This window comes from Pseudomonas izuensis (genome assembly GCF_009861505.1).
In the GTDB taxonomy this organism is placed as follows: domain Bacteria; phylum Pseudomonadota; class Gammaproteobacteria; order Pseudomonadales; family Pseudomonadaceae; genus Aquipseudomonas; species Aquipseudomonas izuensis.
In genome coordinates this window covers 32,994-53,223 of record NZ_WTFT01000013.1, presented here as the reverse complement: position 1 = coordinate 53,223, position 20,230 = coordinate 32,994, and the positions used below count along the sequence as shown (strand labels likewise).

The following is a 20,230-nucleotide window of genomic DNA, read 5'->3' as shown; positions in this document are numbered from 1 at the left end:
GAATAACAACAATGGCACTTTCCCGCGAACAAATGGCTCAACGCGTCGCCCGCGAAATGCAGGACGGCTACTACGTGAACCTGGGCATCGGCATTCCGACCCTGGTCGCCAACTACATCCCCGAAGGCATGGAAGTCATGCTGCAATCGGAAAACGGCTTGCTCGGCATGGGCCCGTTTCCTACCGAGGAAACCATCGATGCCGACATGATCAACGCCGGCAAGCAAACCGTGACCGCGCGCATCGGTGCGTCGATCTTCTCCTCGGCCGAATCCTTCGCGATGATCCGCGGCGGTCATGTCGACCTGACCGTGCTGGGCGCTTTCGAAGTGGATGTGCAAGGCAACATCGCCTCGTGGATGATCCCCGGCAAGCTGGTCAAGGGCATGGGCGGTGCCATGGACCTGGTGGCCGGCGCAGACAACATCATCGTGATCATGACCCACGCGTCCAAGGACGGTGAGTCCAAGCTGCTGTCCCAATGCAGCCTGCCGCTGACCGGCGCCGGGTGCATCAAGCGCGTGCTGACCGATCTGGCCTACCTGGAAATCGAAAACGGCGCATTCATTCTCAAAGAACGCGCACCGGGTGTCAGCGTCGAAGAGATCGTCGCCAAAACCGCCGGTAAACTGATCGTGCCGGACTACGTTCCGGAAATGCAGTTCACTGCCCAGTGAGGAATCATTCCATGCAAGAAGTCGTCATTGTTGCCGCCACGCGCACCGCGATCGGCAGTTTCCAGGGTGGCCTGGCCAACGTTTCCGCCGTTGACCTGGGCGCGGCGGTGATCCGCCAGTTGCTGGCGCAAACCGGCCTGGATCCCGCGCAAGTCGATGAAGTGATCATGGGCCAGGTGTTGACCGCCGGCGCCGGGCAAAACCCCGCGCGCCAGGCCTCGATCAAGGCCGGCCTGCCCTTCGCCGTACCCGCCATGACCTTGAACAAGGTCTGCGGCTCGGGCTTGAAAGCCCTGCACCTCGCTACCCAGGCGATTCGCTGTGGCGATGCCGATGTGATCATCGCCGGCGGCCAGGAAAGCATGAGCCTGGCCAATTATGTCCTGCCCGGTGCCCGCACCGGCCTGCGCATGGGTCACTCGCAAATCGTCGATACCATGATCAGCGACGGCCTGTGGGACGCGTTCAACGATTACCACATGGGCATCACCGCCGAGAACCTGGTGGAGAAGTACGGCATCAGCCGTGAACAGCAGGACGCCTTCGCCGCCGCCTCGCAACAGAAAGCCACGGCCGCCATCGAAGCCGGGCGTTTTGTCGATGAGATCACGCCGATCCTGATCCCGCAGCGCAAGGGCGATCCGCTGTCCTTCGCCACCGACGAGCAGCCACGGGCCGGCACCACCGCCGAATCCCTGGGCAAGCTCAAACCTGCCTTCAAGAAGGACGGTTCGGTGACCGCCGGTAATGCTTCGTCGCTGAACGACGGTGCCGCCGCAGTGATCCTGATGAGTGCGGAAAAAGCCAAGGCCCTGGGCCTGCCAGTGCTGGCAAAAATCGCGGCCTACGCCAACGCCGGCGTGGACCCGGCGATCATGGGCATCGGCCCGGTATCGGCCACTCGCCGCTGCCTGGACAAGGCCGGCTGGTCCATCGATCAGCTTGAGCTGATTGAGGCCAACGAAGCGTTCGCCGCGCAATCCCTGGCCGTGGCCAAGGACCTGGAATGGGACCTGGACAAGGTCAACGTCAACGGCGGCGCCATCGCCCTCGGCCATCCGATCGGTGCCTCGGGTTGCCGCGTGCTGGTGACCCTGCTGCATGAAATGATCAAGCGTGACGCCAAGAAAGGCCTCGCCACCCTGTGCATCGGCGGTGGTCAGGGCGTGGCTTTGGCTATCGAGCGGCCGTAAAGCGTTCAACAGACTGCGCGGGGACCCACGAAGATCCGTCGCAGTCTGAAAAAACACCCGGTGCGACTTGCGTTGCACCGGGTTTTTTATTGCCCATTACCCTTGTAGGAGCGAGCCTGCTCGCGATGGAGGATCAGGCACCGAGGGCATTCAGACAGCCCGCGTTATCGTTGACCTCCATCGCGAGCAGGCTCGCTCCTACCGTTTGAAATGCATACCTCACCCGAACAGTTGCAGGATCAACCAGCCGTTAGCCCCACTGATCACAACAAACAGTCCCCAGGCCAACGCCTTTGTAGGCAACCGGTTCACAAACGGTCCCATCAGTGTCTGATCATTGGTCATGCGAATCAGCGGATACAGCGCAAACGGCAACTGCAGGCTCAGCACCACCTGACTCAGCACCAACAGCTTGCCCACCGCATCGTCGCCCATCAGCCACACGCCAATGAACGCCGGGATCAATGCCAGCCCACGGGTGATCAAACGTCGTTGCCAGCACGGCAACCGCAGATTCAGGAAGCCCTCCATGATCACCTGGCCGGCGATGGTGCCGGTAAAGGTCGAACTCTGTCCCGACGCCAGCAACGCGACGCCGAACAGCACACTGGCCAATGCCCCGCCCACCAGTGGGTCGAGCAAGTGATAGGCGTCCTGAATGTCCACCACATCGATATGCCCGCTCTGGTGAAACGCTGCGGCAGCAAGGATCAGGATCGCCGCGTTGACCAGCAGCGCCAGGGCCAGGGAGCCGATGGTGTCGATGCGCGCCAGCTTGACCGCGTCCTGTTTGCTGGCCACGTCCTTGCCGATCAGCCGTGTTTGTACGATCGAAGTGTGCAGGTACAGGTTATGCGGCATCACCGTCGCGCCGAGAATGCCGATGGCCAGGTACAGTGGCGCGGCGTCGGCAAGAGCGGAAAGTGAGGGCTTGAAGCCTTGGGCAACGTCCGGCCAATAAGGCTTGATCAACAGCAGCTCGACAAAAAAACACACGCCAATGGTGCCCACCAGCACCAGCATGATGGCTTCCAGGCGGCGGAAGCCACGGTTCTGCAGGGCCAGCACCAGCAACGTGTCGAACGCCGTGAGGCCAATGCCGAACGTCAGCGAACAACCCAGCAACAAATGAAACGCCAAGGCGCAACCGAGCACTTCGGCAAGGTCCGTGGCGATGATCGAAATTTCCGCCAGCGCCCACTGAGTGTGCGCTGTTCGTGTGCTATAGCGCTCTCGGCACAGCTGCGCCAGGTCACGCCCGGTGGCGATGCCGAGCCGCGAACACAGGCACTGCACCACCATCCCCGCCAGGCTCGCCAGCAGCACAACGAACAGCAGGCTGTAGCCAAAACGCGACCCGGCCTCTATCGCGGTCGCCCAGTTGCCCGGGTCCATGTAGCCAATGGACACCAACAAACCGGGGCCGGCAAAGCGCAAAACACGTTTGAAAAACGACGCGCCGGGATCAACGGCAACGGTACCCGCCACTTCCGGCGGGCAAAACGGCGCGGTGCCGACTTTGGGCAAACTGAATTTCACGCAATGGTCCGTCAACAGGTGTGAGGCGCCCAGATTAGACGGTTCAGCGTATGCACAAAACCCTCTGTAGGAGCGAGCTTGCTCGCGATGGACGGCAACGATTGCGCGGGTTGTCTGAACGAACGCGTTGTACGGGCGTTTTTCGCGAGCAGAGCTCGCTCCTACAGGGGTATTTTTGTATACATAAGTTGTGTACATACAGGGCAGCCCTGCTAATGTGGCTGCCTGAAAGAAAAATGGAGAAGTACGGGTGCTGATGCTCAAACTGCTGATAATCCCAGGATTCCTGCTGTTGATTTCCCTGGCCGGCAAGCGCTGGGGGCCGAGCGTGGCGGGTTGGTTGTCGGGATTGCCGGTAGTCGTCGGGCCGATTCTGTTCTTCCTCGCCATCGAACAGGGTGAACGGTTCGCCGCGCAATCGGCCTTGGCGGCGCTGTCGGCCATGTTTGCGATGATCGCCTTCTGCGTGACCTACGCCCAGGTCGCCCAACGGGCGAATTGGCCGTTGGCCCTGGCGATTTCGCTGTCGGTATGGGCCGTGGTCGCCGTGGTGCTGTCGTTGATCCCGTCGTCGCTGCTGTTTTCGGTGATGGCTGCTGCAACGGCCCTATTGGCCGCCCCCTACCTGTTCCCGTCGGTGCGACCGATCGTTTCAGGCCCGGCGCCGAAGTCCGACAAACTGCTGCTGCGCATGATGGCCGGCGCCCTGCTGACCCTGGCTGTGACCTTGCTCGCCAGCACCGTCGGCGACCGCTGGAGCGGGTTGCTCGCGGTGTTCCCGGTGCTGGGCAGTGTGATGGCGGTGTTCTCCCATCAAACCCGTGGCCCGGCATTTACCGCGGCCCTGCTGCGGGCGACCGCCACCGGCATGTATTCGTTCTCGGCGTTCTGCCTGGTATTGGCGCTGGCATTGCCATGGATGGGGATGAGCGCGTTTGCCCTCGGCGTGGCGGTATCGGTGGCGATGCTGGGCGTGACCAGACACCTGCTGGCGCGGCCCGTCGCTGCGGTGACGGCGGACGCTGGACGAACCGCGATCAAGCGCTAAGCTGCATCAGGTCATCGGGCAAGGAAGTCGCCCGTTCCACGACTGAAGGAACAGACATGGCCACGTCTCGCGCCCGTAGTGCCCACTCCGCCACCGCGGTCGGTGTGATCGCCATATTCCTCTGGTCCTGCCTGGCGTTATTGACCACCCTCACCGAAGGCCTGCCCCCGTTTGAAGTACTCACCCTGAGCTTCGGCGTGGCGTTTATCGCCAGCCTGATCATCCTGGGTCGAAACGGCATCAGCGGATTCAACAGCTGGCGCCAACCCTGGGCGGTATGGGCCACGGGGTTTGTCGGCATCTTCGTTTACCACGCGTTGTATTTTTTCGCCCTCAAGGCCGCGCCAGCGGCCGAAGCCAGCCTGATCAACTACCTGTGGCCGCTGTTGCTGGTGCTGCTTTCGACCTGCGCCGCCGCAGAGAAGCTGCACAAGCGCCAAGTGCTGGGCGCCCTGCTGGGCCTGGCAGGCACGGCATTCATCATGCAGCAACGCGACTCAGGCACCGGCGGCGCCATGCCGATCCCCGGCTACCTCGCAGCGTTTGGCTGTGCCCTGATCTGGGCCGGATATTCGGTGTTCAACCGTCGGTTCAAGGAAGTGCCGAGCAGCATCATCGGGGGTATCTGCGGTATGTCTGCCGTGGGCGGACTGATCTGTCATCTGGCCTTCGAAACCACTGTACGGCCCGAGGCGAGTCAGTGGACCGCGATTGTCGTGCTCGGGCTGGGCCCGGCGGGGCTGGCGTTTTTTGCCTGGGACCACGCCACCAAACACGGCAGCCTCGCCACTCTGGGCGCGTTGTCCTACCTGGCGCCGCTGATTTCCACCCTGCTGCTGATCGTCGTCGGGCGCAGCCATGCCAGCCCGGTCCTGATGATTCCCGCGCTGCTGATTATTGCCGGTGCGGTGATTGCCACCACACGGGAAACGGCCAAAGCGCCTGCAACACCTTCGATGGTTTCGCACGAATAGCCCAACAATTCCGTACGTCAATCGAACAAGTTTCGCCCACCATCAGCCTCAGTTCCTGACCCCTACTGACTGAGGCCTACACCATGAAATTCTTTTTCCACCCTTCGCCGAACCCGATGAAAGTCGCCCTGTTGCTCGAAGAATTGCAAACGCCCTATGAGCTGATCGGCGTCGATACCTTCAAGGGCGAACAACACCTGCCAGCCTTTCTGGCAATCAACCCGAACGCCAAAGTGCCTGCGCTGGTCGATGGCGATGCCACGGTCTTCGACTCCCAGGCGATCCTGTTGCACCTGGCGCAAAAGCATCAACGCTTCCTGCCGACCAGCGCTGCCGGCAATGCCGAACTGCTGTCGTGGCTGATGTTCATCGCCACCGGCCTGTCACCGTTCTCCGGCCAGGCCGTACACTTCCTGCACCACGCGCCGGAAGACCTGCCTTATGCGAAAAATCGTTATCTCAAGGAAGTCGAGCGCCACTATCGCGTGCTCGATCAGCGCCTGGCCGAGCATCAGTATCTGGCGGGTGACAGCTACAGCATCGCCGACATGGCGCTCTGGGGCTGGGCCAACTACGCGCCCTATATCTTCGGTGAAACCGGGCTGGCGGCCTACCCGAACGTCAAGCGCCTGTTCGATGAAATCAGCGCCCGCCCGGCCGCCCAACGCGCGCTCGGCCTTAAGGAGAAACTGGTGCTGAAGGCGGAATTCGACGAAGAAACCCGCCGCAACCTGTTCCCGCAAAACCAGGCGCAGTAAGCCATTCCCGACCGTCGAAGGTGATGAAATGAGTGATCAAGTCGCGTTTATCGTTTACCTGCCGTCCAGACCGGAACGCTTCGCCGAAACCAGAGAACGCCTGCTGGACGTCGTGCACCAGATGTCGGCCGAGCCGGACTTCGTCAACACCTGGGTGCACCAACTTCAAGACGACCCGAACACCCTGGTGCTCTACGAAACCTGGAACTGCAGCAAGGAAGACTTCATCGCTCGTCACTTGAGCAAGCCGTATCGCCAGGAATACGAGCGGTTGCTGCCGCAGTTGCTGGCCAGCGAGCGGCGGATCGAGTTTCTGGAGGTGATCGAGAGCTATCCGGTGCGGCGCGAAGCCTAAGCGTATTGCATTGTTTGACTTTACCGGGGCGACCGTCCGTTAGCCCACACTGGAACCTGCCACAACCTCCATGGGATGATCGCGCCCCCCCACCGCGCGACCATCCCTGGAGATTCACTGATGTCACTGTTGAGTAAAAAAGCCGTTGTCCTGCTGCTGGCGGCGGTTGCCACTTTGGGGGCTTTGAATGCGCAGGCCGCCAAGGCCACGGCCCCGACCAAGGAGACGGCATCGACCCAGAAGGTCTCGATGCTCGGCGGCAAATTCACTTTCACCTTGCCCAAAGGCTTTGTCGCCAACCCGCTGCCGACCAGCCCCACCGGCGCGAGCGGCACCATGTACGCCAACGAAACCACCAAGACCGTGATCATCGCGGCTGAAAACAGCCTGCCGGAAGGGACCCAGGTCAAGGATAACGACGGTGCGTTTCTCGATGGCACCGCCGCCGACTTCGACGCGGCGCAACGCAAGGCCCTGCCGGACTACAACAAGCTCAGCGAAAAAAGCCTGACCCTGAAAACTACCGGGCTGGGCGTGCGTCAGGTCGACAGCACCGCGACCCAGGGTGGTGGCATGACCCTCAATACCACGCTGATGGCGGCGTCCGGCGGACGCATGACTGTGATTCAGGTCATTTCCCGCCCCGGCGACATGGCGGCCCACGAGACGCTGATCAAGCAGATCGTCAGCGGCAAATAAACCTCAGGGATTGAGGCGTTGTAGCCAGGCGCTCAGGTCCTGCATTTCTTCGGCACTGATGTTATGGCCGACACCCTGGTAGGCGTGAAATTCGGGTTCGAGTGACACGCTCTGCAACAGGCTGTTGGCCTCGGTGCCGTCGCTGTACGGCAGACGCTTGTCCGCCGTGCCATGACCGATGAATATCGCCAGCGATTGGCGTTTTTCATCCGGTTTCAGCTCGGATCGCAACACCGGCAGAATCCGCCCGCTCAATGCGGCGATCCCGCCTACCGCCTCGGGGTGCCGCAGGGCGACTTCATAGGACATGATCGCACCCTGGCTGAATCCCACCAGAAACACCCTGGCCGGTTCGGTGTGATATTTCTTCGCCGCCTGCGCGACGAAATCCAGCAGCAACTGGCCGCTGGTCTTCAGATCATCGGTCTCGCCGTTGTAGGCACCTTCGCCCTTTTTGCGAAACCACTGGTAACTGCCCTCTTCCATCACCATCGGCGCGCGGACCGACAGGTACGTGTATTGCGCGGGCAACTCATCCTTGATGCCGAACAGATCCTGCTCGTTACTGCCGTAGCCGTGAAGGAAAATCACCAGGGGCTGATCGCGGGAATCGAGGTTGGCCTGCTCCAGATACTTGAGCGGCAGGTCGGTTTGCAGCGGGGTTTGAGCGTGGACAGCGGCCGATGCCAGCAGCGTGAGCAGAGCGAGAAACTTCAACATAAGCCTTCCTTCACAGTGCGCAGGATTCGGGGCAAAGCCTAACATTTCTTCCCATCATCACAGGCACTTCTGTGGGAGCTGGCTTGCCAGCGATAGCGCCCTTAAGGACCTCATCGCTGGCAAGCCACCTCCTACAGATGAATCGGATCAGTCGTTGATCAGCTTACCCACCCGAATCGGCTCACGTCCCGCCACCTTCGCCTGCCAGGTCCCCGGTTGCGTATAGCGCCCGCGATCAATGGCAAACAGCACACCGCTGGTCCCGGCACGCACGGTGGTGACCTTGTCGTTCAGCGGGTCAACCACTTCGAACAGGGCATCGCCCTTCTCCACCCACTCACCGGCCTCGCGCAGGAAACTGACCACCCCGTGATGTGGCGCGAACAGGTATTCGGTGCCTTCGAACGGCATGCCTTCACAGCAATCACCCGGCGCCGCTGGCCAGGTGCCATTGATGAAACCCTGCTCGGCGAGAAAGCCTAGAATCGCCTCGCAATTGGCTTGCGCCTGGTCCACACGGGTATCGCCCATGCTGCCCAACTCCAGGGTTGTCGCCAGGTTGGCCGGTGGAATCGCCGCGTCGGGGAACGCTCTCGCCAGGCGCAACCATGGCGAGGAACAAGACTCGTCGAAAGAGCTGCCACCGGAATCTTCACACAGCAACGCGACGCCGGCCTTCAAGCGCGCCGCCAGGGATTGCCACTTCGGCCAGTGCTGCGGTAATGCGTAAATGTGGATGGCCGCATCGAAGTCGCAATGCAGATCGAGGGTGATATCGGCATCACAGGCGTGGCGCAACAACAAGCGATGCATCGCTTCCAGTTGCGAAGCCGGAGCCGGCAAGCCATCGAGCACCTGGCCCATGGTCTGGCGGATCAGCGCGATATTGGCCTGCGCGTCGCTGCCCAGGCGATCACCGATCAACGCTGCCACCGGGGCACTGAGTTCGACGAACGCGCGGTTGAAGTTCTTGCCACTGCCCAGTTCGAAGCGGCCCATGTGGCTGCCTTGCAAGTGCTGATCGAGACCGATGGGGTTGGCCACCGGCACCAGTTCGATCACACCCTGCAACCGGCCCTGACTTTCCAGCTCGGTCAAGCGCTTCTTCAGTTCCCAGGCCGTGCGCATGCCCGGCAGTTCATCGGCGTGCAGGCTGGCCTGGATGTAGACCTTGCGAGTGCCGTTGCCATAACGGAACACGCTGAGGGTGCGTTCGGTTCCGAGGTGGCTCCAGGGCAGTGGATGGTCGATGCGTTGCATAGGGAGCTCCTGCAGAACTTGTAGGAGCTGGCTCGCCAGCGAAGACGTCGGCACATTCAACAAAGTGTGTGACTGTCAGACCGCTTTCGCTGGCAAGCCAGCTCCTACCGTTGAGAATTGTGTTGGGCGGGATCAATTATGAGCATAAAAAAATGGCAGCCGCGTCAACGGCTGCCATTTTTTTAAACAGCTCGATTACTCGCCGTAAACGTCAAACTTGAAGTACTTGTCCTGCACTTGCTTGTACTTGCCGTTGGCACGAATTTCGGTGATGGCCTTGTTGAATTGCTCGGCCAGGACGGTATCGCCCTTGCGCACAGCGATACCGGCACCACCGCCGAAGTATTTCGGATCGTTGTACTCAGGGCCAACGAAAGCGAAGCCTTTACCCGCGTCAGTCTTCAGGAAACCGTCGTCGAGGTTGACCGAGTCGGCCAGCAGCGCATCGACGCGACCGGAGACCATGTCCAGGTTGGCTTCCTGCTGGGAGCCGTAACGCACCAGCTCGATACCGGCCGGCACCAGCACTTCGGTGGCGAAGCGGTCATGAGTACTGGCGCGCAGCACACCGACCTTCTTACCCTTGAGCTCGGTCAGCGGGTCCTTGATGTCGGTGCCTTCCTTCATCACGAAGCGCGCCGGGGTGTGGTAGTACTTGATGGTGAAATCGACGTTCTTCTTGCGGTCGTCGGTGATGGTCATGGACGACAGGATGGCGTCGATTTTCTTGACCTTCAGTGCCGGGATCAGGCCGTCGAATTCTTGCTCGACCCACGTGCACTTCACTTTCATCTGCTCGCACAGCGCGTCGCCGATATCGACGTCGAAACCGGTGAGTTTGCCATCAGGGGTTTTCATCGAGAATGGCGGGTAACCGGCTTCGATACCGATGCGGATCGGCTTGGCGTCTTCGGCCACAGCGGTCAGGGACAACATCGACAGTGCCAGGGCACCGAACATCACTAGCTTCTTCATTTATAACTCCTGTGTGCGGAGGCTTTATGAGCATCTTATATAGACAGCTTCGATAGGCAGCTTTCGGTCGTTCGCTTGTGGCGGGCAAGACCGAAGTGGCCGGCAGTCTAGAGCGGCTTGGGCGGTGGCACAAGATTTCGGCAGCGGTCCGACTGAAGAGTCTTGCTGGCGACGAGCCCTTTTTTACGGCACATTGACCGCCAGACCGCCCATTCAAGAGAAGCGTGATGTCCGAGTTGAATCTGATCCAGCACCACCCCGCCGAGGGCCCGGGCGCCATCGCTGAGTGGGCCACCTCCCGAGGGGTGACACTGAACGTCTTTCGCGCTGACCTCGATCAGTTGCCAGCGGTGAGCTCGGCACCGGCGATTCTGCTGGGTGGCCCCTATGAATCCAACGCCGGACCGGCATGGCTCGAAGCCGAACGCCAATGGCTGGCCGGCAGCCTGAAACAGGATGCCCCCGTGTTCGCCATCTGCCTGGGGGCGCAGTTGCTAGCCCTGGCCCTGGGTGGCAATGTGCGGCGCATGGAACGCAACGAAACCGGATGGACCACCGTTAACTTCAGCGACGGTCAGCGTTTGAGCGTGCTGGAATGGCACGAAGACGCCATTGACCTGCCGCCGAATGCGCAATTGCTGGCCAGCAGCGAACAGTGTGCGCAACAGATGTACCGCGTCGGGCCGACCCGGATGGGCTTGCAGTTTCATCCAGAGTGGAATGCCGAGTCGGTGGCGGTGCTGAACCGGCATTTTGCCGAGGAGTCGCCGTTGCCTCGAGACCCGCAGGACAGCGCCGCCCATGCCGCCGTTTTTGACTGGTTGCAGGCGACGCTGGATGCGTGGTGGAGCGCGGTTTAAATGTAGGAGCCGGCTTGCTGGCGATGGCTGCGTATCAGACGCTGCATTGTCGACTGGACTGCCGTCTTCGCCAGCAAGCCGGCTCCTACATGAGTGATTTCAGCATTCACAACTGACAACGGTATCGGCCGGCCGTTGCACCGCAACACTCAACTCAAACCCCTCATCCAGCCACCCGGTCACCCCACCGATCATCTCCTTTACCGGGTAACCCAGCGCCGCCAGTTTCACCGCCGCCTTGTTTGCGCCGTTGCAGTGCGGGCCCGCGCAATAGACCACGAACAGGTTGGTTTTCGGGTAGGCCGCCAGACCTTCAGCCGTGAGTAACCGCCCCGGAATATTGATCGCGCCCGGTACATGCCCGCGCTCGAACGCCAATGGGCCACGCACGTCCACCAGGACGAAATCGATTTCACCGGTCTGCTGGCTGCCGTGAACGTCGGAACAATCGGTTTCGAACGTCAGGCGGTTGCTGAAGTGCATCAGGGCGATGGCCGACGGGGCGGCGGGAATTTCGCGAACCAGGCTGGTCATGGGCAGTACTCCAGGGTGTCATTGGGTATGAGCAGACTTTATCCGCCTGCCACTTGCCGCTACAGTGGCGCACAAGACACTCACCGGGAATTTTCCGCCAAATGCAGCCTGCCCCTGGATTGGTCGCCATTCTGGCCTACGACGGCCTCTGTACATTCGAGTTCGGCATTGCCGTGGAAATCTTCGGTCTGGCACGGCCGGAATTCGATTTTCCCTGGTACGAACATCAAATCGTCGCCGTCGATCAAGGACCGATGCGCGCCATGGGTGGCATCCAGGTATTGGCCGATGGTGGCCTGGAACTGCTCGGGCATGCCCGCACCATCATCATTCCCGGCTGGCGCGACCGCAACGCTGCAGTACCCGAGGCGTTGCTTGCGGCACTGCGCCAGGCCCATACCCGTGGCGCGCGGTTATTGTCGATCTGCTCGGGGGTATTCGTATTGGCCGCCACCGGCTTGCTCGATGGTCACGGTGCTACCACTCATTGGCGCTACACCACGGAACTGGCCGAGCGCTTTCCGGACATTGTGGTGGACCCGGACGTGTTGTACGTCGACTCGGGCCAATTGATCACCTCGGCCGGCAGCGCAGCCGGCATCGATGCGTGCCTGCATCTGGTGGCACGGGACTTCGGCACGCAGGTGGCCAATGCCGTGGCGCGGCGACTGGTGATGTCACCGCAACGCACCGGCGGCCAGGCGCAATTCATTCCCACGCCGGTCAGTCCTACACCGCGCAGCGATCTTTCCCGCGTCATGCAGTGGGCACGCGAGCGGCTGCATGAACCGCTGGAGGTGCGCGACCTGGCGAGCGAAGCGGCCATGAGTGAACGCACATTCCTGCGGCGCTTCACCGAAGCCAGCGGCCAGTCGCCCAAGACATGGTTGCAACACGAACGCCTGGGCCGCGCCCGTGAACTGCTGGAAAGCACGAATCAAAACACCGAGCAGATCGCCCAGCGTTGTGGTTATCGTTCGGTGGAAAGCTTTCGGGTGGCGTTTCGCAGCGTGGTGGGCGTGCCGCCGTCGGTGTATCGGGAGCGGTTTGGGCGCGGGGTCAAGGTCATTTCCTGAGGTGAACTTGAAGGCCCCATCGCGGGCAAGTCGAATCGTCGCACCGCCGCTCCCACAAGTATTGAAGGTGTTCATTCATTTTGTGTACACCATCAGCCCCTGTGGGAGCGGGCTTGCCCGCGATGAGGCCCGAACCAGCAACCAACCCCTCAAGGCTTGCGCAACAGATAAGTATCCATGATCCACCCATTGGCCAACCGCGCCGCCTTGCGCACCCGCTCGATCTCATCCGCCACATCCTTGAGCTTGCCACTGATCAGGATTTCATCCGGCGTCCCCAGGTAGGCCCCCCAATAAATCTCGGTATCCTGATCCGCCACCTGATGGTAGGCATCCTGCGCATCGAGCATCACCACCAGGCTGTCCGCATCGCTCACCTGCCCCGCCGCCAGTCGCCGGCCCGTGGTGATCTCGACCGAGCGGCCAATCTGATTGAGCGGCACCTTGTGCTGCGCCGCCAGCGCCTGGACGCTGGTGATACCGGGGATCACCTCGAACTCGAACGCACAGGCGCCGCTGGCCAGGATCGACTGCAGGATGCGAATAGTGCTGTCGTACAACGCCGGGTCGCCCCATACCAGGAAACCGCCACACTGGTCGTCAGACATTTGCTCGTTGATCAGTTGCTCAAAGGTGCGCTGCTTGGCCAGGTTCAGATCATCGACACTGGACCTGTAGTCCACCTCGCCTCGCTCGCGCTCCGGACTTTGGGCCTCGACAAAGCGGTAATCACGATCGGTAATGTAGCGTTCGCAGATGTCCCGGCGCAGGTCGATCAGCTTGTCCTTGCTCTGGCCCTTGTCCATGAGGAAAAACACGTCGACCCGATTCAGCGCCTTCACCGCCTGCATCGTGATGTAGTCGGGATTGCCGGCGCCGATGCCGATGACCAGGAGTTTTTTCATCAAAGCGTTCCTTCGGGCTCAGCGCCCGGCAAGCGCAGCCGCCAACACCCGGTGAACCTCAGTTCGATGGCTGACAACGGCTCGACATCAATCAGGTTGAACGCCGAACCTTGCAACACGGTCGTCAGCGCGGCGCGGATGATAAACGGATGAGTCACGGCGACGACATGACCGGGTGTCGCCTGCAGCGTCTCCAGCCACGCCGCCACCCGCTCGACGACGTGCGCCACTGATTCGCCACCGTGGGGCGCCGAGTCCGGGTCGGCAATCCAGCGCTCGAGCCCTTCGGGCTCGTTTTTTTGCAGATCGCTGATGCGTACACCGTTCCAGCGCCCGAAATCGCAGTCCCTGAGTGCCTCGACAATTTCCACGCGATCGCCGAACAGCCCGGCAGTTTGCCGGGTCCGCAGTTCCGGAGCGCACATCAGCCTCGGCGCCCCCTTGAATCGGGCACTGCGCGACCCCCTTGCCGATTGCCAATCCATTTCCAATGGCTCATTTGTAGGAAAACGCGCCAATTTTTGTGCGACGGTTCGAGCGTGGCACATCAGGGTCAAACGGGTCGTCTGCACGAAAAGTCTCTCTGTCGATGCCAAGGAAAAACGGCGTCTCGCCGTGCAATATCGCGCAATTGTGCCGTAACCGGGCTAACCGGGGGTGTTTCGTTTCAGCCAATGATACGGGTTCGGTCAGGCATTTCATCTCACAACAATAGCCATCTCCGACATCTTTAAAGGCTATGCCCTACAAGGCAGATCGACATCTGCGTAGCCTTCTGCCGATGCGGCTCCGCAGCCTGATCGGGTGTTCAGAACGGCGCGAAAATTAACTAGACATGGAGCGCGCCTTAACTAAATACTGCTTTCAACGGATTACCAACACCCATCCAGCAGGAGCCCGGATGCCTTCATTCAATGACCCGATCGCCGATCCCGGTCTGGACCAGACGCCGTCCGAATGCAACGCCATATGCACCTCGATACCCCCTTGCGATTGCACGGTCCGGGCCGGTTGCCACAGATGGCCATATACCCAAAACGAGTGACAAAAAAAGAGCGGAGCCTGACAAGGCGACCGCCGTTTCAACGCGTGGAAACCGACAGTGATAGTCAGGCCCGATGCCAGTCACCGGGCCCTTTGATACAGGAGTGCATCCATGCTGGTCTTGCGTCCAGTGCAATTAACCGACCTGCCCCAATTGCAGCGACTTGCCCGCGAAAGCCTGGTAGGTGTGACGTCCCTCCCGGACGACAGCGAACGCCTTCGCGATAGAATTCTCGATTCCTGCACTTCGTTCGAACAAGACGTGCAAAGTCCCGGCCCCGAGAACTACTTCTTCGTGCTGGAAGACCTGGCGACCCGGCGTCTGGCGGGCTGCTCGGAAATCCTAGCCACTGCCGGCTTCAGCGAACCGTTCTACAGCCTGCGCAATCGCGATTTCAATAGTGCCTCGCGGGAGCTGAACATCGAGCACGGCGTACCGGCGCTGTCGCTGTGCCATGACCTCAGCGGCCATACTTTGCTGCGCGGTTTTCATATCGATGCAGCGCTGGAGCGCACAGCGTTCTCGGAGCTCTTGTCACGGGCTCGCCTGCTATTCATTGCCGCCCACGCCCGGCGTTTTTCCGACGTAGTGATTACCGAGATCGTCGGCTACAGCAATGATGAAGGCCATTCGCCGTTCTGGGATGCCGTAGGCAAGCACTTCTTCGACCTGCCCTACGTCGAGGCAGAACGGCTTTGCGGCCTGGAAAGCCGGACGTTTCTCGCCGAATTGATGCCGCAGTACCCAATCTATGTACCGATGCTGCCCCAGGCCGCGCAAGAGTGCATCGGGCGAATCCATCCCGATGGCCAGGAAGCCTTCGATATCCTGGAGCGCGAGGGGTTCGAAACCAACAGCTATGTCGACCTGTTCGATGGCGGCCCGACGCTGATTGCACGCACCAGCGCCATCCGTTCCACTGCCCGCAGCCACACCGCTTTGGTCCGACCCGGCCCAGTCAACGACGCCCGCGGCCGCTACCTGGTGAGCAATGACTCGTTGGAAAACTATCGCGCCATCGTCGCCGACCTGGACTTCATCGCCGGACAACCCGTGACCCTGGACGCCGATATGTGCGCAGCGCTGAAGATCAGGGAACACAGCCCTGTCCGGCTGATAGCACTGTGAATCCAGGTCGCCCCGGTGCCCAACGCCAACGCCCGAACCGGTGTGAACGAGGAGCTTCAACATGATTGTCCGTCCGGTGCAGGTCACCGACCTCCCCGTTTTGCTCGCGCTGGTCCGGCAGGCTGGCCGCGGATTGAGCAGCCTGCCGGCCAACGAAGAGCGCCTGAGCCATCGTCTGCGTTGGGCGAAACGGACGTTTGCCGAACAGGTCGAACGCGCCGATGCCGACTACCTGTTCGTGCTTGAAGACGACGAACAGCAAGTGATAGGCGTCAGCGCCCTGACGGGGGCCGTCGGCCTGCGCGAACCCTGGTACAACTACCGGGTCGGGCTGACGGTCAACGCCTCGGCAGACCTGGGCATCCGGCGGCACATTCCGACCCTGTTCCTGAACAATGAAATGACGGGGCAATCGGAACTCTGCTCATTGTTCCTGCGCCCCGATCAACGCCTGGGCGGTCACGGTCGACTGCTCTCCCTGGGTCGCCTGTTGTTTGTAGCGGAGTTCCCGCACCTGTTCAGCGACAAACTCATCGCCGAACTGCGCGGCAGTGCCGATGAGCAAGGGTGTTCACCTTTCTGGGACAGCGTGGGCCGCCACTTTTTCAAAATGGACTTCAGCCATGCCGATCACTTGTCGTGGCTGGGCAACAAGTCGTTCATCGCCGAGCTGATGCCACGCCAACCGCTTTACACCTGCCTGCTCACCGAACAGGCCCAGGCCGTGATCGGCAAGCCTCACGCGAACAGCGAGCCGGCGTTGAAAATCCTGTCCGCCGAAGGTTTTGCCCACCAGGGTTACATCGACATCTTCGACGCCGGGCCAGTCATCGAGGCCCCGGTGCCCGACATCCGTACCGTGCGCGACAGTCAATTGCTGGCGTTGACCATCGGCACCCCGGACGACGAGGCACCGATGTGGCTGATCCACAACCGGCGCCTGGAAAACTGCCGCATCACCACCGCCCCGGCGCGAAAGGTGGGCGACAGCCTGCTGGTCGATCGTCTCACCGCCAAACGCCTGCAACTGCAACCCGGTGATTCGGTACGCGGCGTATTGTTGCTCAACCAACAAGCGCGGGCCGTGGCGGCGTAATCGCGTTAAAAAGGCAGCAATCACGTTAAATTCGTCATCATTCCTAACATGCACCCGTGATAGCCTCTAACACTTTCGGCGTTGACACTTTTGCTCAAGCCCTTCCATTTCCATTGGTGGAACTCATATGTCCAGGCTGTCTCATCAAGATTTGCGCCGCAATTTTCGCCAACTGCTCGCTTCCAACACCTGCTATCACACCGCATCGGTCTTCGACCCGATGTCGGCACGGATCGCCGCCGACCTGGGGTTCGAGGTGGGCATCCTGGGTGGTTCGGTCGCGTCATTGCAGGTGCTGGGCGCCCCTGACTTTGCCTTGATCACCCTCAGCGAGTTCGCCGAGCAGGCTACCCGCATCGGCCGTGTCGCCCAGTTGCCGGTAATTGCCGACGCCGACCACGGCTACGGCAACGCACTGAATGTCATGCGCACTATCGTCGAACTCGAACGGGCCGGCGTGGCGGCCCTGACCATCGAAGACACCTTGTTGCCGGCGCAATTCGGCCGAAAATCCACCGACCTGATCACGGTCGCCGAAGGTGTGGGCAAAATTCGCGCGGCACTGGAAGCCCGGTGTGATCGGGAAATGGCGATCATTGCCCGTACCCATGCAGGGATTCTGCCGGTCCAGGAAATCATCAGCCGAACCCGGCAATACCAGGCTGCTGGCGCAGACGGCATTTGCATGGTGGGCGTGAAGGACTTCGATCACCTGGAACAGATCGCCGAGCACCTGAGCGTACCGCTGATGCTGGTGACCTACGGCAACCCGGCGCTGCGCGACGACAAACGCCTGGCCGAACTGGGCGTTCGCGTCACTATCGACGGCCACGGCGCCTACTTCGCCGCGATCAAGGCGACCTACGACAGCCTGCGCGAACAGCGTCAGATCTTTACCCAGGCCTCAGACCTGAGCGCGACCGAACTGACACATACCTATACCCAGCCGGAGGAATACATCCGTTGGGCAGAGGAATTCATGAGCGTCAAGGAGTGACGGGCAACGGGTAATGCTCCGTCGCCTGACACACCGCCATCGCGAGCAGGCTCGCTCCCACAAGGAATGTATCGAACACAAATCATGTGTACGACACTTACTCTGTGGGAGCGAGCCTGCTCGCGATAGCGTCAGGTCAAACACTGCTAGACAGTAGCCTTGAACCCCTCCTCCCGCTGCAACGCCCTCGCCTGAATCACATCCAGCACCGCGCAGCCTTCGCGCATGAGCAAATGCACGGCACGCGTCACCCGCGTCAGATCGCAATCGGAAATGTCTTTGAGATTGAGGCTGGACAACGTGTCCGCCAGATCACGAACCACCGTGAAACGGTGCATGGCGCAAGCGGCCATGTCGCTGAGTTCTTTGTGGGTGTTGATGAAGAGCACCGGGTGGGTGGCGTCGTAGGTGTCGATGGGGAGGTAACGGGGCATGACTTGGTCGAACATACATGTAACTCCAGGTTGAGCTACCACCACTCGCGGCCAAACGAAGTTAAGGTGGCAGCCGTGTGCGGGTTGGCCGACCGGTACCTGAAAAACCGGCACACCCGAAGATGTCCCGCGCACAGCCGCCATAAAACCTGCAGCACTGTGACGTTTCAGATACCGACCGGCCAAGGTCGTTCACGGAATTTTCCGCGAGCCCGAACTATAGGAGTCGATGCCGAAACGCGGCAACAGGGTACGTTGTAGGAAACGTCTTGAAAAGTTGTGCGCCGATTATCGATCATTCCTACGCCCTGGCTTTGGCTTTGGCTTTTGATCTTGATCCACCCGCCCCTTCGGTAGGCTGAGTGGAGGTGTTCATCCGGGGAGTGGCGCGCAGCGCCGTTCGACGCAGTCGAACACGCTGCATGTAGGTGCAGCGAAGCCAACCGGAGGGCAGTGTCCCCGGATGGATACCGGAGCGAAGGAACCCCGAGCCTTGGCGAGGGGCCGGACGCCGGGGCGAGACCTTTGCTTCCTTTGGGGCGTTTGCCAAAGGGAGTCGTCCGTCAGGACGAAACCATAAGCAGCCGTTACCACAGGAATGGATATGTACCCGGTCAGCAAAAGACAGGTCGGCTGTCAGGCCGCCTTCGCTGGCAAGCCAGCTCCTACAAAGGGGTGTAGTGGATGTCAGACCGGGTCGAGCAATTCGCGATGCGGTCGACCATCACCGCAGCAGATAACACGATTACGCCCGGTAGTCTTGGCTTCGTACAGTGCGTTATCGGCATCGTTGAGCCATAAGGTGGCGTCGGTGTGGGTGGGGTTGAAGGCCGCCAGGCCGATACTCAGGCTGACATTCAGCGCCGGAGTTTGCTCGTAACCCAAGGTGGCGAATCGATCACGCAGGGCTTCCATGACGGCCGCGGCGCTGCTCAGCGGCAGGTCCGGGAGAATCACGCAGAACTCGTCGCCGCCGTAACGGCCGGCAACATCGGTGGCCCGCAGGTTCTGCATGAGCATTTTGCTCAGATGCCGCAACACGATGTCACCGGCGACGTGACCGTAGGTGTCGTTGATGCTTTTGAAATGATCGATGTCGATCAGGGCAATCGCCCCGCCCTGCTGCTGGCGCTGGCAGCGCTGGAACTCGACTTCCAGTTGGTCCTTCCAGGCACCGTGATTGAGCAGGCCGGTCAGGCTGTCGGTGCGGCTCAGGGCCAGTAATTCACGCTTCTGCCGGCCGAGGGCATGGGCCTGGCGAAAGCAGATCAAGCCCAGCGCCAACGGATAAAAACACATCAGGGGCAAGCTGGCGTATAGCTGAAGTTGACTGGTTTCAGGGATGAAGAACGGGAAGAAAATCAGCCATCCGGCGAGCATGCCAAGAATCTGCGCGACGGTGCCCGCCAGGAGAAAACGCAAACCACCGATGGCCACGTTGTTCATTGCCATCATGGACAGGGTGGTGGCGCTGGGCAGCGGATTGAAGTGCATGGCGACGACCCAGAAACCACCCATGAAGGCGTCTACCAGCAAATTACGGTGTTCGGCATGGTAAGGCGTCGTAGACCGGCGTGCCCATTGGTAGGCCAGGTGCGGCCAGAGCAAGCCATTGAACAGCATCAAGCACCAGAGCCAGGGCGCCGGGTTCAACGGGTACATCGCCACGCTCACGCACAGCAATCCCAAGACCAGACCGAGGGTGCGCGATGTGTAGAGCCTCCTGGCCAGCGAAAGTCCTTTTCCTCCCATATTTCCCATTGGGACCTCTGCACCACAGGACGGAACCTGATCTCACGGGGATAACAGGCGTGCTCGAAGTCTATCAGGGTAACGTTAAATAGCCATCACCGGAGGGCAGCCTGAATTCACACTGTTCTGTAGGAGCAAGCTTGCTCGCGATGGACGTTAACGATGACGCGGGTTTTCTAGGTAAACGCGTCAGCCTTGAGTCCAT

At 60.8% G+C, this 20,230-nt stretch carries 21 protein-coding genes; 12 read left to right on the top strand and 9 right to left on the bottom strand.

The window, feature by feature from the left end; genetic code table 11:
* Positions 1 to 11 precede the first annotated feature (11 nt).
* The gene (locus GPL81_RS14030; protein WP_160107213.1) at positions 12 to 677 is read left to right on the top strand and encodes a CoA transferase subunit B; all 666 of its coding nucleotides are present in this window, start codon (positions 12 to 14) and stop codon (positions 675 to 677) included.
* Between the two features lie 11 nt (positions 678 to 688).
* Positions 689 to 1,870, top strand: a complete 1,182-nt coding sequence (locus GPL81_RS14025) for an acetyl-CoA C-acetyltransferase (RefSeq protein ID WP_160107212.1) — start codon at positions 689 to 691, stop codon at positions 1,868 to 1,870.
* 219 nt (positions 1,871 to 2,089) lie between these two features.
* Here GPL81_RS14025 and GPL81_RS14020 read toward each other — a convergent pair whose 3' ends face one another.
* Positions 2,090 to 3,409, bottom strand: a complete 1,320-nt coding sequence (locus GPL81_RS14020) for an Nramp family divalent metal transporter (RefSeq protein WP_160107211.1) — start codon at positions 3,407 to 3,409, stop codon at positions 2,090 to 2,092.
* Between the two features lie 250 nt (positions 3,410 to 3,659).
* On the opposite strand from GPL81_RS14020, the gene GPL81_RS14015 reads away from it, so the two are divergent.
* The 5 genes from GPL81_RS14015 to GPL81_RS13995 all read left to right on the top strand — a co-directional run bounded on the left by GPL81_RS14015 (position 3,660) and on the right by GPL81_RS13995 (position 7,243).
* Positions 3,660 to 4,457, top strand: a complete 798-nt coding sequence (locus GPL81_RS14015) for a hypothetical protein (RefSeq protein WP_160107210.1) — start codon at positions 3,660 to 3,662, stop codon at positions 4,455 to 4,457.
* A gap of 56 nt (positions 4,458 to 4,513) precedes the next feature.
* The gene (gene yddG / locus GPL81_RS14010) at positions 4,514 to 5,431 is read left to right on the top strand and encodes an aromatic amino acid exporter YddG (protein ID WP_160107209.1); all 918 of its coding nucleotides are present in this window, start codon (positions 4,514 to 4,516) and stop codon (positions 5,429 to 5,431) included.
* A gap of 83 nt (positions 5,432 to 5,514) precedes the next feature.
* Positions 5,515 to 6,189: a glutathione S-transferase family protein gene (locus GPL81_RS14005; RefSeq protein WP_160107208.1), complete on the top strand. Its 675-nt coding sequence runs from the start codon at positions 5,515 to 5,517 to the stop codon at positions 6,187 to 6,189.
* 28 nt (positions 6,190 to 6,217) lie between these two features.
* On the top strand, positions 6,218 to 6,544 hold the full coding sequence (locus GPL81_RS14000) for a putative quinol monooxygenase (protein ID WP_160107207.1): 327 nt from the start codon (positions 6,218 to 6,220) through the stop codon (positions 6,542 to 6,544).
* A 120-nt stretch (positions 6,545 to 6,664) separates the two neighbouring features.
* The gene (locus GPL81_RS13995) at positions 6,665 to 7,243 is read left to right on the top strand and encodes a DcrB/PsbP domain-containing protein (protein ID WP_160107206.1); all 579 of its coding nucleotides are present in this window, start codon (positions 6,665 to 6,667) and stop codon (positions 7,241 to 7,243) included.
* A 3-nt stretch (positions 7,244 to 7,246) separates the two neighbouring features.
* Here GPL81_RS13995 and GPL81_RS13990 read toward each other — a convergent pair whose 3' ends face one another.
* The 3 genes from GPL81_RS13990 to GPL81_RS13980 form a co-directional block, all read right to left on the bottom strand.
* Positions 7,247 to 7,963, bottom strand: a complete 717-nt coding sequence (locus tag GPL81_RS13990; protein ID WP_121102674.1) for an alpha/beta hydrolase — start codon at positions 7,961 to 7,963, stop codon at positions 7,247 to 7,249.
* 147 nt (positions 7,964 to 8,110) lie between these two features.
* A complete protein-coding gene (locus GPL81_RS13985) occupies positions 8,111 to 9,223 on the bottom strand; it encodes a succinylglutamate desuccinylase/aspartoacylase family protein (protein ID WP_160107205.1) in 1,113 nt (370 codons plus the stop codon).
* Positions 9,224 to 9,418: 195 nt separating this feature from the next.
* Positions 9,419 to 10,198 carry an ABC transporter substrate-binding protein gene (locus GPL81_RS13980; protein WP_160107204.1) on the bottom strand — a complete coding sequence of 260 codons (780 nt, stop codon included), beginning with the start codon at positions 10,196 to 10,198 and terminating at the stop codon, positions 9,419 to 9,421.
* Positions 10,199 to 10,425: 227 nt separating this feature from the next.
* On the opposite strand from GPL81_RS13980, the gene GPL81_RS13975 reads away from it, so the two are divergent.
* Entirely contained in the window at positions 10,426 to 11,058 is a 633-nt protein-coding gene (locus tag GPL81_RS13975; protein ID WP_160107203.1) for a type 1 glutamine amidotransferase, read from the top strand.
* Positions 11,059 to 11,157: 99 nt separating this feature from the next.
* Here the strand turns inward: GPL81_RS13975 and GPL81_RS13970 are convergent, their stop codons facing one another.
* Entirely contained in the window at positions 11,158 to 11,592 is a 435-nt protein-coding gene (locus GPL81_RS13970; protein ID WP_160107202.1) for a rhodanese-like domain-containing protein, read from the bottom strand.
* A 101-nt stretch (positions 11,593 to 11,693) separates the two neighbouring features.
* Here GPL81_RS13970 and ftrA point away from each other — a divergent pair, with 101 nt between their 5' ends.
* Complete coding sequence (ftrA, locus tag GPL81_RS13965; protein WP_096512349.1) at positions 11,694 to 12,668, top strand: transcriptional regulator FtrA; 975 nt, start codon at positions 11,694 to 11,696, stop codon at positions 12,666 to 12,668.
* A 149-nt stretch (positions 12,669 to 12,817) separates the two neighbouring features.
* Here the strand turns inward: ftrA and cobF are convergent, their stop codons facing one another.
* Positions 12,818 to 13,573, bottom strand: coding sequence for a precorrin-6A synthase (deacetylating) (cobF, locus tag GPL81_RS13960; protein ID WP_160107201.1), 756 nt, complete (start codon positions 13,571 to 13,573; stop codon positions 12,818 to 12,820).
* Positions 13,573 to 14,145, bottom strand: a complete 573-nt coding sequence (locus tag GPL81_RS13955; protein WP_160107200.1) for a histidine phosphatase family protein — start codon at positions 14,143 to 14,145, stop codon at positions 13,573 to 13,575. Before GPL81_RS13955 ends, cobF begins: the two co-directional genes overlap by 1 nt.
* 584 nt (positions 14,146 to 14,729) lie before the next feature.
* Between GPL81_RS13955 and GPL81_RS13950 the strand changes: the two genes are divergently transcribed.
* From GPL81_RS13950 to GPL81_RS13940, 3 genes are all read left to right on the top strand, one after another.
* Positions 14,730 to 15,746, top strand: coding sequence for an arginine N-succinyltransferase (locus GPL81_RS13950; RefSeq protein WP_160107199.1), 1,017 nt, complete (start codon positions 14,730 to 14,732; stop codon positions 15,744 to 15,746).
* A gap of 61 nt (positions 15,747 to 15,807) precedes the next feature.
* The gene (gene astA / locus GPL81_RS13945) at positions 15,808 to 16,842 is read left to right on the top strand and encodes an arginine N-succinyltransferase (protein WP_160107198.1); all 1,035 of its coding nucleotides are present in this window, start codon (positions 15,808 to 15,810) and stop codon (positions 16,840 to 16,842) included.
* A gap of 127 nt (positions 16,843 to 16,969) precedes the next feature.
* Positions 16,970 to 17,839: an isocitrate lyase/PEP mutase family protein gene (locus tag GPL81_RS13940; RefSeq protein WP_096512354.1), complete on the top strand. Its 870-nt coding sequence runs from the start codon at positions 16,970 to 16,972 to the stop codon at positions 17,837 to 17,839.
* 146 nt (positions 17,840 to 17,985) lie between these two features.
* Here the strand turns inward: GPL81_RS13940 and GPL81_RS13935 are convergent, their stop codons facing one another.
* The gene (locus GPL81_RS13935) at positions 17,986 to 18,288 is read right to left on the bottom strand and encodes a hypothetical protein (protein WP_160107197.1); all 303 of its coding nucleotides are present in this window, start codon (positions 18,286 to 18,288) and stop codon (positions 17,986 to 17,988) included.
* Positions 18,289 to 18,960: 672 nt separating this feature from the next.
* On the bottom strand, positions 18,961 to 20,034 hold the full coding sequence (locus GPL81_RS13930; RefSeq protein ID WP_160107196.1) for a diguanylate cyclase: 1,074 nt from the start codon (positions 20,032 to 20,034) through the stop codon (positions 18,961 to 18,963).
* Positions 20,035 to 20,230: the final 196 nt, after the last annotated feature.